The 12082-nt window shown below is 47.1% G+C and carries 12 protein-coding genes; 10 read left to right on the forward strand and 2 right to left on the reverse strand.

The genetic code is table 11. From position 1 onward, the window contains the following. Positions 1-11: 11 nt before the first annotated feature. The 5 genes from HP548_RS15675 (at position 12) to HP548_RS15695 (ending at position 3548) form a co-directional block, all read left to right on the forward strand. The gene (locus HP548_RS15675) at positions 12-308 is read left to right on the forward strand and encodes a hypothetical protein (protein WP_063567811.1); all 297 of its coding nucleotides are present in this window, start codon (positions 12-14) and stop codon (positions 306-308) included. 201 nt (positions 309-509) lie between these two features. Continuing rightward, a complete protein-coding gene (locus HP548_RS15680; RefSeq protein WP_076290503.1) occupies positions 510-1082 on the forward strand; it encodes a GNAT family N-acetyltransferase in 573 nt (190 codons plus the stop codon). 133 nt (positions 1083-1215) lie between these two features. Beyond that, positions 1216-2724 carry an MDR family MFS transporter gene (locus HP548_RS15685; protein ID WP_217504736.1) on the forward strand — a complete coding sequence of 503 codons (1509 nt, stop codon included), beginning with the start codon at positions 1216-1218 and terminating at the stop codon, positions 2722-2724. A gap of 118 nt (positions 2725-2842) precedes the next feature. Next, positions 2843-3331: a hypothetical protein gene (locus HP548_RS15690; protein WP_175382175.1), complete on the forward strand. Its 489-nt coding sequence runs from the start codon at positions 2843-2845 to the stop codon at positions 3329-3331. 34 nt (positions 3332-3365) lie between these two features. Then, positions 3366-3548, forward strand: a complete 183-nt coding sequence (locus tag HP548_RS15695; protein ID WP_063567815.1) for a hypothetical protein — start codon at positions 3366-3368, stop codon at positions 3546-3548. A 90-nt stretch (positions 3549-3638) separates the two neighbouring features. Here HP548_RS15695 and HP548_RS15700 read toward each other — a convergent pair whose 3' ends face one another. After that, positions 3639-4100 carry a MarR family winged helix-turn-helix transcriptional regulator gene (locus HP548_RS15700; RefSeq protein WP_024632985.1) on the reverse strand — a complete coding sequence of 154 codons (462 nt, stop codon included), beginning with the start codon at positions 4098-4100 and terminating at the stop codon, positions 3639-3641. A 330-nt stretch (positions 4101-4430) separates the two neighbouring features. On the opposite strand from HP548_RS15700, the gene HP548_RS15705 reads away from it, so the two are divergent. The 4 genes from HP548_RS15705 (at position 4431) to HP548_RS15720 (ending at position 8643) form a co-directional block, all read left to right on the forward strand. Beyond that, entirely contained in the window at positions 4431-5762 is a 1332-nt protein-coding gene (locus HP548_RS15705) for an MFS transporter (protein WP_175382176.1), read from the forward strand. A 379-nt stretch (positions 5763-6141) separates the two neighbouring features. Beyond that, positions 6142-6873, forward strand: coding sequence for an ABC transporter ATP-binding protein (locus tag HP548_RS15710; protein WP_076290499.1), 732 nt, complete (start codon positions 6142-6144; stop codon positions 6871-6873). A gap of 20 nt (positions 6874-6893) precedes the next feature. Beyond that, on the forward strand, positions 6894-8144 hold the full coding sequence (locus HP548_RS15715; protein ID WP_175382177.1) for an ABC transporter permease: 1251 nt from the start codon (positions 6894-6896) through the stop codon (positions 8142-8144). Positions 8145-8259: 115 nt separating this feature from the next. Continuing rightward, positions 8260-8643: a hypothetical protein gene (locus HP548_RS15720; RefSeq protein WP_175382178.1), complete on the forward strand. Its 384-nt coding sequence runs from the start codon at positions 8260-8262 to the stop codon at positions 8641-8643. Positions 8644-8818: 175 nt separating this feature from the next. On the opposite strand, the gene HP548_RS15725 is transcribed toward HP548_RS15720, so the two are convergent. Next, positions 8819-10087, reverse strand: a complete 1269-nt coding sequence (locus HP548_RS15725; protein WP_175382179.1) for a BaiN/RdsA family NAD(P)/FAD-dependent oxidoreductase — start codon at positions 10085-10087, stop codon at positions 8819-8821. Between the two features lie 196 nt (positions 10088-10283). On the opposite strand from HP548_RS15725, the gene HP548_RS15730 reads away from it, so the two are divergent. Beyond that, on the forward strand, positions 10284-11978 hold the full coding sequence (locus HP548_RS15730) for an ATP-binding protein (protein ID WP_175382180.1): 1695 nt from the start codon (positions 10284-10286) through the stop codon (positions 11976-11978). The last annotated feature ends 104 nt before the right edge of the window (positions 11979-12082 follow it).

Consider the following 12082-nt stretch of genomic DNA (forward strand, 5'->3'; position numbering starts at 1 on the left):
GAGCTTGGCTTATGCATGCAGAGGTACAGAATCTTTTTGTACGAATTCATCTTCTATATTTAGCTCAAAATCAGGATTTAACTGTTAGCGACGCATTGCCTCTATTGGAAGAACGGGGGTATCGCGTTGGAGAACGGGAGATCAAGCAGGAGCTCGAGCATCTGACACAGGAAAACTTCCTGACCGCCCATGGAGATCAATGGAGCCTTACCGGGACTGGCATTGAGGAGTTTAAGGAAATCATAGCCGTGTTCGGCCGGGTTAGTGAGGAATTGCTGGGGACAGGCAAGAAGACGTCTACAGCCTGAACTTAAATTTGGATAAGGTATGTATCCCGAAATAGGATGCAAACTTGAGTTGATCCATATGTACAACAAGACCGGGAGCGGAAGTGGCCCGGTTTTTTGACGTGATCATGATGACTGAACAGTTGCCATTCGGTGCAGGTTATGGTTAGATGGCTATTGAATATGAGGTCTGTGGGATAGATCGGATCGGAGTGTCTTTTCATGTATAAATGCAAAGGGAGAATTCCCGAACTAGAGACAGGGCGGCTGCGACTGCGCAAAATGCGCCGCCGGGATGCGGCCCAGATGTTCACTTGCTGGTCCGACCGGGAAGTGACCCGTTATATGAATTTGGCGCCCATGATCGGGACAAGTGAGGCTGCGGATATGATTGGGCTGTTAAATCATATGGCAGGAGAAGAGGAGGCGATTCGCTGGGGTATTGAACTCAAGGAAACGGGCAGGCTCATCGGAAGTTGTGGATATAACACTTGGCAACTTGAAGGCGCATTCCGTGGTGAGATCGGTTATGAACTGGGGCGCGATTACTGGCGTCACGGTTATATGACGGAAGCATTTTCGGTTATGTTACCGTTTGGGTATGAGACGATGGGTCTCAATCGGATTGAAGCGCTGGTTGATCCGCGCAATCTCGCTTCGGGAGAGTTTCTGACGAACCGCGGTTTCACACGGGAAGGCCTGCTGCGTCAAGTTCAACATACGTCTACCGGATATAAGGATATGGTGATGTATTCCCTGTTGTACGATGAGTTTTTACGTAAGAGAGATAAATAGAGAGAGAATGGAAAAAATCTGGGGATAACAGGGATCGAAAGGTTGTTCTGGTTCGTAGTGGGCTGTGTACATCAATGTTCCAATTATATAGAGAATTGAAGAGAGAAGGGTTTGTGTGAATACAACCGGAGGTTTGAACCGCAGTTTCATCCTGGCGGGATTGCTGCTGGCGACTTTTTTGTCTGCAATTGAAGGTACAGTCATCGGTCCGGCAGGGCCAACCATTGTCAGTGAGCTGGGAAGTGTGCAGCTGTTGAGCTGGATTTTCACTGCCTATCTGTTAACGATGGCTGTGAGCACGCCGATTTTCGGCAAAGTCAGTGATCTATACGGAAGAAAGCCAGTATTCCTTATTGGCTGTGCCTTATTCTTACTAGGCTCGCTTCTGTGCTGCCTTTCGCAGAACATGGAGCAACTGATTATTTTTCGTGCGATTCAAGGGATTGGCGCAGGTGCGGTTGTGCCTGTTACGTTTACGATTATTGGTGACATCTACCGTCTTGAAGAACGGGGCAAAATACAGGGATGGATCAGCTCCGTGTGGGGCATTTCATCTCTGGCCGGACCGCTGCTTGGCGGGTATTTCGTAGACAATCTGGGCTGGCAGTGGATCTTTGGGTTCAATTTGCCGTTCGGACTGCTGGCGATGTGGTTTGTGTTCCGTTATTTGAAGGAAGAAATGTCTCCGCGTACCGCGAAAATTGACTATTTGGGTGCGTTGACTTTTACCGTTGGTATCACAGCGTTGCTCTTTGTATTGTCCGCAGGTGGACAGTATTATGCATGGAGTTCTCCTATTATTGTGGGACTGAGTATCGTGGCTATTTTGTTTATGATTTTATTTTTTGTGGTGGAAAAAAGAGCCCAGGCCCCGATGGTACCTCTTCATCTATTCCGTATTCGGGACATCCGGGTGGCGAATATCGCCGGACTACTGACAAGTACCCTGATGATTGGCCTAACCAGTTATTTGCCACTATGGGTGCAGGGGGTTCGGGGCGGTAACGCGACTGAATCGGGATTACTGCTTGCACCGATGTCTGTTGGCTGGCTGATTGGTAGTGTACTTGCTGGCCGTCTGTTAATGAAAATTGGATCACGCTTAACAGCGGTGATTGGATTAACCGGGATTGCCATCGGGTCGGGTGGACTCTTCTTGGTTGGTGGAACATCCCCCCAAGCCGTACTGTTTATTTTGACCTTTATTTACGGACTCGGCTTCGGATTTGCTTTTACCATCTTCACGATCATTTCACAGTCATCTGTTGGGTATAAAGAACGTGGATCTTCCACGGCGTTACATACCTTTATGCGTACGCTTGGACAAACCATTGGCGCAGCAGCCTTCGGCACATGGTTGAACTACCGGATATCAACGTTGTCGAGCGAACAGCATCTGGCAGAGGCGGGGATCTCGGATGGGGACCTGAATCAACTGCTTGCTCCGCATACGGAAGCCGCTCTGTCGGATGACAAATGGGCTCTACTGCGTAACGTTTTGGAAGGAAGTCTGCATTCCTTGTTTGTCATCATGTTTGTTATTGCCATTATCTCATGGGTGACGACACTGGCCTTGCGCAAACGGCTAATCGTTCCCGAAGATGCAGATGCTCCGCCGCAAGCACAAACTTCAGGGAATTAAACGAAGTGAAAAGAGTAATCATTGGATTAAAGCAGCTGTTTCTCAGCTGCTTTTTTGTTATTATTTTCTAGATGGGATTATCTATAATTTACAATAATGGAATGGGAGGCGAGTGAAGATGAGCAAGCAATCACTGCAATCGTTCTGGTTAATATCCTTTACAATCAAGCTGCTGGCAGTCCTTATGACCTGCATTTCGCTTTCCATCGTTGTCGGACTCATGAAATATGTTCCCTTGGCAGAACGAGCGGAACATACATATTACTATCCCTTCTGGTATACATTGATCATAAGCATTCTTATCAACTTGGCTCTTCTTCTATTTTTGACCCTGCCTCTATCCTTATTTGTGGACCAAGTGCTTGCTTCTCTGAAAATGAACAGACCTATATCCAAGGTGATAAGTGCAATCGTAGCTTATTTTCTTCTTGGTGTAGGTAGTGCGCTGTTGTTCTCCATCTTTGTGTACAGAATGCATGCCTTTCAGAATGCTGGCCCTTATCAATACGTAGTAACAACAACGTTTGTTTTTTTACTGTGGCAATCAGGTCTGGGATGGATCTTTAATAAATTCCGTAAGCAGAACCAGCAGACCAGCACAGGATAATATAGTTATCTCATTTGGAGTAGGGGTGAGGATGATGTTTCCCAATAATCTGAATTCGTCCAAGGAAGATGAAGCCAAAAGAAAGTACGAAGAGACTCAGAGGGAGATTGAGGGTCACAGCCGCTCAGGTCTGTCCAGCTACATTGTCGATTTGCTGATTGCAGGTGGATTGGTTGTCGCTGTCCTCACGGTGTTGATGTGGATTCTGTACCTTTGATTAGATTAATAAACAAATTCGAATAACCGGTACCGCCTATTAAGGCGAACCGGTTATTTTTAGTTTGGATCAGGTGATATGGCGCTGCCCTTAGCCGTTTGCGGATAAACGATCCGCACCGAGTGCAAGCCTTTCCAACAGCTCAGAGAGCAATGTCTTATCATCTTCGCTCAGACCGCTGACAGCACGATCTATTTTGTGTGCGTAGCCTGGATAGATCTCATCCATCGTACGCTGGCCTTCCTCAGTCAATTCTACGAAAATGATGCGTCTATCCTGCGGACAGTGTTTCCGATGTAAAAGCCCCTTTTGCTCCAGCTTGTCAATGACATAAGTGACATTCCCGCTCTGCAGCAGAAGCTGTGCACCGACTTGTTGAATGGGCTGTGCTCCTTTCATATATAACACTTCGAGCACCCCGTAAGCGGTGGGGTTGAAGCCATGCACTTTGCTTCCGGATACAGCGTGTTCATTCACGCTCTTAAATGTCTGGGCCAAGGTGCGGTACAGATGAAGAGAACGTTCGGTTCCGATTTCCTGTAATTCCAGCATACTGATCCCGCCTTTTCAGATTTATTGGAGTTGATGAATTTACATTTGACGATTCAGAGGTTCGCCATATTTCTATTGTAAGCATCTGTTTGCACGAAAAACATGCGATATGTCACAAGATTTGCATTTTTAGCAATTAAAATTTAATCATTTTTCGATTTGTCAGTGTACATAGAAAGTAGATAATAAGTTTTTCATTTTTTAATAAGTTATGGAAAAATCATCCTGAAGGCGCCGCGTCCTATCCGTCTCTGGCAGGAGGTGGGAGCTCAGCCTGCTCTCTATAATAAATTCATATCATGAATGGGTTGAGGGCGGAGGAGAAGAATGATGACAAGTGGAGTAACGATGCAGTTACGAAGACCCCTGAAGTATAATCGATCTTTTATCACTTTAATGGCTGCGCAGGCTATCTCCAATTTGGGGGACTGGCTGCACCTGCTGGCGATCCTTACACTGGTGGGCATTCGCTGGGATGCTACACCGTGGGAGATTACGTTTACCACGCTCTGTGCAGCATTGCCTGTCTTACTTACAGGTCCATTTGCAGGGGCTCTGGCGGACCGGGTCAATCGGAAGTGGCTGATGATCGGTGCAGACGGTGCGCGAATTGTGATCGTGGGAGGGCTCATTTTTGCCGATCAAATCTGGCATGTGTATGTATTGCTTATTCTCAAGTCTTTATTCGATGTGGTGTTCTCACCAGCCAAGAACGGCAAGCTTAAGGAGATTGTGCCGCAGGAGCAATTGGGGCAGGCGGTGTCCATCAGCTCGGTGATTGAACAGATGTCCAAAATCATCGGTCCGGCCCTTGGCGGGCTGTTGGTGGCTGCTTTTGGAATTACCTGGTGCTTCGTGTTGGATTCCGCGTCCTTTCTGATCTCAGGCATTATTTTGCTATGGATTCCTGGAGTGCGAGTGTTCCAATCTGTGAATCAGAACGTAGAACAAGTAAGGGAAGAGAGAGCAGGTGTTACTCCAGCAGGTAAAAAAACTACGTTTTTGAAAGATACAATGGAAGGCATCCGCATGCTTGCATCTCTTCCTCATGTGGGAACCTCGCTGGTCCTGCTTGCTTCAGCCCTTCTGTTTCTACAATTTGCGGATTCCCAGACAGTAGTCCTGTTCAGGCAGCTTCCTGGTATTTCAAGTGATCTGCTCGGATGGTGCGTCGCAGCTAGCGGTGTTGGAACGTTAATTGCAGCGATGAGTGTTCAGAAGTGGAAAAAGGCAGGGCATGTAATCAAAATGGGTCTTGGAACATCATTGATGGGTCTTGTCATTGGTGGGGTAGGAATGATCGTAGGAGTATGGCCACATGCTGGTCTTGGCGCCAATTTGCTGCTGATATCGTTATTTGCTCTGGCGGGTGTAGGGGTTGGGTTTGCCATTGTTCCGTTCCAAATTTTACTTCAGGAGCAAACGCCTGAATCCATGACGGGGCGTGTGTTTGGAACGGTTGGTAGCATCATGACAGCCAGTAACATCATGGGTCCGGTGGTAGGTGGCTTTTTGGTGACCTCATTCGGAGTTATTCCGGCTTTTATCAGTTCAGGCATTTTGCTAACGCTCCTTGGCGTGATTTATGTAGTGATTCGCAGGCAAAAAAAGAACGATATGGACGGGAGTCTTACAGCAAACTCCATGATTACAGGTGAGTAAAATCGGTAATATGACATTTTCACTGTAATACAAAGTAGCAGGGGTTCTGGAACCCCTGCTTTTTTCGTTTATTATAAAATTATGTTACCGCACGACTGAATGGTACTTTAATATATTTGCTATGCTTTCAAATGAGTGCTTGCCCTCTGCAATATTGACCATGAACTCTACTGCATATTGACGTTCCATTTGGAGATGGTAACCATTCAGCATCAAAAACGATTTGGTTACGAGATAAGCTGTCCGTTTATTTCCATTATGAGAGCAGTGATTTTATCATTATACAAAAGCATAAAATGATCAAACATTTCCTCACGAACTCGATTACAATATCAATAAAGAACCGAACAAGCACCTGACAGGACAGGGAGTGAATGATATGGAAATCGAAAACGAAGATACAGGCGCACAGGAGTCCATATTGGACGTACATATTACGGAAGCAGGATATGAGGCGGGGCAATCCACCATTAGGAACATCCGATTACACGTGGCGCCAGGGGAACTGGTGGGTATTATCGGACCGAATGGGGCTGGCAAAAGCACGACCATCAAAACATTACTTGGTCTGCTTGAACATGCAAAGTATGAAGTAACCATTGGGGGAGACGGACGTTATGCCTATATCCCGGAACAACCTGTTTTTTACGAATACATGACCCTGTGGGAACATCTCGATCTGGCAGCGGCTGCCTATGAGATGGAGGAAGAGGTCTTTGTTGCCAGGGCGGAGGAGATGTTGGTTCGTTTCGGCATGGACCACGTTCGTAATGATCTTCCGGCTAGTTTCTCCAAGGGGATGCGGCAGAAAATGATGCTGATGATCGGCTTCCTGTCCTCGCCAGATGTATATATTGTGGACGAGCCTTTCATCGGACTGGACCCACGCGCAACCAAGGATTTTCTGAAGTTGTTGGACGATGAGCGCCGCCGTGGTGCGGGTGTTCTTATGTCAACGCATGTACTGGATACCGCTGAGCGAATCTGTGATCGGTTTATACTCATTCAATCCGGGCGCTCAGCTGCCGAAGGAACACTGGACGAAATCCGAGCAGCCGCAGATTTGCCGGACGCCTCGTTGTTTGATTGTTTTGACACACTGACATCCTAACCGGGAAGGGGGGGAGAAAGATGGAGACCTCTCGTGCATATACGCCACTTGGTTTATATAGACGCAGACGCAAGGAGCACTTCAATGAACAGTTAAAAAACCTGAAACTGGTAGTAGACTGGACGGTATGGGTATACCTGCTTATTCCGGGTCTGCTGTATTTCAGCGGATGGTACGTGAGTTTATGGTCCAAACCACTGCCCTCCTGGGCGACCGGATTAACGCTGCCTACGCTGACAGGGCTGATCGACATCATTATGCTTACAGGTGGAATTCTTATATTTATAGAGGAAGCGGATGTGTTGTTCCTGAAATCAAGGTCGCTGTGGATGCGTACATTGATGAGACAGGGGATCTATCGGGCTAGTTTGCAGCATTTGGGTAAAATGATTGCAATTACGGCGTTGACCTCACCACTATGGTCCCGTGTGTATGACATGTCATTTATCCATATCGCACTAATAGCGATTTGGTTTGGCGCAGTAGCTTCATTCCAGGTCATTGTACTCCATATGACGAAAGTACGTTATATCGGATGGAGACGCTGGATTCGCATGATCCCTTTAGCAGTTGCCATGGGCATTATCACGATTGGGGTAACATCCTGGATGCATGGACACATCTGGACACTGCTTGCAGGCATTGTGGCCGCAATCCTTCTTCTCATTATGGTTGGCCGAATGAGGCTGGAGATGAAGGGAACCTTTGAGGGCGATGTGCGTGAAGATTTAAGAGAAAGGCTAAAGTTCACAGCCCTTTTACTGAGTCGATCCGTGAACAAGCCGAAAGCGCCGCGCACCCGGACGATCATATTCCGCAAGCAGCGCAAGTTGCTGCGTCATCGAACGATCTCTAATCGGACAGCTGAGACGGCGTTCAAAGCATTTTTTCGTAACTCTTCGACCATGAAATTGTACTTGCAGCTTGGCGGCCTTTCGATTGCTGCTGTTGCTTTACCGCCTTTCCCGGTCAATGTAATCGTCTGTGGTTTGTTGGTCATCATGTTGAGCGTACTTTTCTATCGTTCCTGGGAGGTAATTGCAACCTCGGACTATGTTCAGCTCGTATCCTACGATTCGGAGGCGTTAAATCGTGCAGGTGTGACCATGGTACGGATGTTGTTTGTTCCGCTGGGGATTTTAATGGGGTTCTCACTGGGGGCAGCTTGGCTAGGCTGGTTGGAAGGTATCGTGACGGCTGCGGCTGTCGTAGCATTCGGGCTGTTCGTCCTGTCTATAACAGGCTGGATTCGGTACATCCGATCCGCCTAGTTGATATTCTTCCTTGTACAGTAGCATATCAGATGAAGTAACTGACCATGCTATAGGAGACGGATCTTATGATTTTGAAGGTAAGGGATCAGCTCTCGCAAGGAGGAAAAAAATTATGATGGATGATAGTGAACTTCAGGTACATTTCGCAGACAATGCAGCGCTGCTGGCGGCGCAGGCAACACTGGAGGAACTGGGGTATAAGCCATACCAGTCAGGACCGCTTGAATTGTACATTCCTACAGATCGCCAGGATACGCAATCTGCAGTGGAAATCGTACAGTCACATGGTGGAAGTGCGGTGTTTCTCTCCGAAACAGATGGATTGGATCAGTTTCAGAATATATCCATTCCGGCTCATCTTGTGAATGAAGATTGGAATGAAGGTTATGTGAGCGGCGGCCAAGGGAGCAATCCCGAACAGGAGATGTCTAACCGGGATGAAGATCCGACATTCGATGATTCAGTGGATGGTTTCTCGGGCAGTGTGAAGGCGTAAATGCAACAGGGGCAATGAAGCTGCTTGCCTTGTTGGTGACAGTGATTCTGGATTGCATACATCTCAAAAAAACCTCGATACCCTGCCGATAGCGGGATGTCGAGGTTTTTTCATGCTCTTAATAACCATACGTGATGTGGAACCGGAATCGGTCCAAGAAGATCCAATGTTCAAATCATGAGCGAGCGTTTTTATACTCTGCTGCATGCATGCCAGCTGTGTACCCCGTAGAGAAGGCAGCGGTAATATTATAGCCTCCCGTGTAGCCATGAATATCCAAAACTTCACCGCAAAAGAATAGTCCTGGCAGCAGCTTGGATTCCATTGTTTTGGGGTATATTTCCTTTAAGTGGATTCCCCCGCCAGTAACAAAGGCTTCTTTGAGAGAACGAGTTCCGTCTACGCGGAAGGTAAAATCCTTCATTAACCCCACTAATGTATTTAACATACCTTTGGGGAAATGGTGGAAAGTAAGATCTTCGCTGATCTCTGCACGCTTCATCATCAATGGAATCATGCGCTCAGGAACCCATGTTTTGAGTATGTTTTTGACGGCCTTTCGAGATTCTTGCTCCAGCACCTGCTGAACCTGGGCTTCCAAAGCACCGGGGGACAGATCCGGGAACAGATCAATACTCATCATGACCTGAGGATTCCCAGATTTCATTTGAACCTTACGAATAAACTGGCTGCAACGAAGCGCGATCGGTCCTGATACACCGAAATGGGTGAAGATCATATCTCCGCGATGGGAGATAACCGATTTGCCTTTGGCATCTAGAACAGATAACCCGACATCCCGCAGGGACAAGCCTTGCAGTTCTTTGGATTGAATCCAGCTCTCACCAGATACAATCGGCACTTCCGTCGGATACAGCTCTGTAATCGTATGTCCAGCTGCTTCAGCCCAAGGATATCCATCCCCGGTTGATCCGGTTTGTGGGACTGATTTACCCCCGGTAGCGATAATAACAGAGCGTGCAAGTATCGTTGTGCCAGAAGCCAGCTTTACACCCTGCACGTGTTGACCGTTCTGTATTAATTCCTTAACCGGCTGTTTGGTGCGAATCTCTACCCCAAGGGAAACAATTTTGCCTACCAACGCATCAACGACTGTTTTGGCTTTATCGGTTACCGGGAACATTCTCCCGTTATCCTCCTCTTTCAGGGCAATACCGAGATTTTCAAAAAAACGCATAATTCCCTGATTATCCAGATTCTGAAATGAACTATATAAAAAACGTCCATTACCCGGAATATGCCGGATCAGTTCATCCGTCTCCTTGGCATTGGTCACATTGCAGCGACCGCCGCCAGAGATCCCGAGTTTACGGCCGAGTTGATCTCCTTTATCCAGCAGTAGCACCGAGGCTCCATGCTCAGCAGCGGCGACACAGGCCATGAGGCCCGCAGATCCACCGCCAATTACAATGACATCATACATGCGTTATTACCCTCTTTTTTCATTGATTTTGTCTGTTTTCCGAAAACCCTGTCTACTCCTGCCTGTTTATGAAACAATACAAATGTATTAGCAGTTCTATTATGCTGTCTTAAGGGATATATTGTAATATACTGTCGCCTATGTTTTAATCAGAAATACATGAGGGAATGTGCAGGCAGAGGAGGGAGATGGCATTGTGGTTGCGTTAAAGGACATTCTTTTACAAATACTGCTTGCAGGAGCTGCAGTATTCCTGATTCCATTATTGCACTTGGGGCTTTCCAGGCAAGCAGTCGCCAAGGCAGGATATCATAGGATGGTACAGACCAGTTTTGCCGCGACCAGTGTGGTGAGTATGTTGCTATGTCTGCTTTTTGCCCACTATGGCAGCCCGGTAGCAGTCCCTATCTCCTTGGGCATTGTGCCCCTGACGCTCGTCATATTGTATTGCAGGCCTCGCATAGGCCTAACGCTGTCTCTTCTCCAGATACTCTTCTATTTTCTCTTTGCGCATCCCTATAATCTGTACGGATTTCTACTTCAAACGGGCATTCTTCTCTATCCTATTGTATGGTTGTCAGCCAAACGATTCAAGCATTATACACGTTCACGCAAAATGGGGACAGTTATCGCCTTAATAACGGCAGAACTGGTTGTGTCCAATGTTCTGTATATTCCATTGATGGAAAGCCAACCAACATTCTCAATAGTACAGTGGGTATTACTAGCGCTGGGATATACAATCGGTGCAGTTCTTGCTGGAAGTCTTAGTATGCTCTGGATTGAACAGATACAACATCACCGGGGGCTTGAGCAACATTTGTCCGAAGTTCATCATAGATACATAGCCGAAACGGAAAAGCTTAACCAAATTCTGAATGCTGTTCCTTTATCTATCGCAACCGTAGATAAAGAGGGGACCGTGCAGTTCGTCAACGATACGATGGAGCAAACGGCGCGGGATCAATTGCCTTGCACGACAACACCAGATTTGATTGGGCAACCTGCGAGTCAGTTTGTCGAACAAGCCCAGGCAGACAAGATGGAGAGCAGTATTCGTAAAGCCATTGTTCATGGAGAAGTGAGTGGACTTACGGTGCGTTACGGTTCAAACGTATTTCAATCCCGGACCGTTCCCATCTACGCGTACTCGGCAGAACTGCCAAGAGAAGCTATCGGAGCCATGTTGATCATTCAGGATATTACTGAGCTTGAAATGCTGCGAAGCGAGCTCGATAATGTGGATCGCCTTAGTCTTGTAGGGCAAATGGCCGCAAGTATTACCCATGAAGTACGGAATCCGATGGCGGTTGTGCGTGGTTTTCTTCAATTAATGCAGGAAAAGAGTCCGGAGTCCCTGGATCACTATTACCGGATCGTTCTGGAGGAGCTTGATCGGGCGAACAGCATTATTAATGATTTTCTATCATTGGCTCAGAATCGAATTGCCGAGAAGGAAGAATCCCAGCTGCATGATATCATCCATGAACTAAGTCCTTTGTTATGGGCTGATGCAAACCTGCGAGGTCAGAGTATTGAATTTATGCTGGCTCACAATGTGCCGAAGCTGCATCTGAATTCAAAGGAAATTAAACAAGTGGTGCTTAATCTGGCTCGTAACGGGATGGAAGCCATGAATGAAAAAGGGGTACTTACACTTGAGACCCGGTTGGTGGATGACACCGTGGAGCTGTGTGTGCGAGATACTGGCCCGGGTATTCCTAGAGTGAAGCAGGAGAAGCTGTTCGAACCTTTTTTTACGACCAAGGCCAAAGGAACCGGACTGGGGTTATCCATGTGTCTGAGCATTGTCGAACGGCATAACGGAACTATTACCATTGAATCGGAGGAAGGACAGGGTACAACTTTCAAAGTTGCATTTCAACGTTGAACTTCAAGCATGTTTTGCCAAGGAATGAGACATAATATTGAAGGAGAAGCCTTTCCGCAGGCGGTGTTTGAACCTTGCTTTCATTGATTAGGGATGTATAATAG

The sequence above is a fragment of the Paenibacillus taichungensis genome, assembly GCF_013359905.1.
Lineage (GTDB): Bacteria > Bacillota > Bacilli > Paenibacillales > Paenibacillaceae > Paenibacillus > Paenibacillus taichungensis.

Bases quoted from the DNA above. Each gene is read 5' to 3' on its own strand.
- HP548_RS15705 (WP_175382176.1), top strand. From the start codon at position 4,431: ATGACAAGTGGAGTAACGATGCAGTTACGAAGACCCCTGAAGTATAAT.
- HP548_RS15710 (WP_076290499.1), top strand. From the start codon at position 6,142: ATGGAAATCGAAAACGAAGATACAGGCGCACAGGAGTCCATATTGGAC.
- HP548_RS15680 (WP_076290503.1), top strand. From the start codon at position 510: ATGTATAAATGCAAAGGGAGAATTCCCGAACTAGAGACAGGGCGGCTG.
- HP548_RS15725 (WP_175382179.1), bottom strand. From the start codon at position 10,087: ATGTATGATGTCATTGTAATTGGCGGTGGATCTGCGGGCCTCATGGCC.
- HP548_RS15700 (WP_024632985.1), bottom strand. From the start codon at position 4,100: ATGCTGGAATTACAGGAAATCGGAACCGAACGTTCTCTTCATCTGTAC.
- HP548_RS15675 (WP_063567811.1), top strand. From the start codon at position 12: ATGCATGCAGAGGTACAGAATCTTTTTGTACGAATTCATCTTCTATAT.
- HP548_RS15690 (WP_175382175.1), top strand. From the start codon at position 2,843: ATGAGCAAGCAATCACTGCAATCGTTCTGGTTAATATCCTTTACAATC.
- HP548_RS15715 (WP_175382177.1), top strand. From the start codon at position 6,894: ATGGAGACCTCTCGTGCATATACGCCACTTGGTTTATATAGACGCAGA.
- HP548_RS15720 (WP_175382178.1), top strand. From the start codon at position 8,260: ATGATGGATGATAGTGAACTTCAGGTACATTTCGCAGACAATGCAGCG.
- HP548_RS15695 (WP_063567815.1), top strand. From the start codon at position 3,366: ATGTTTCCCAATAATCTGAATTCGTCCAAGGAAGATGAAGCCAAAAGA.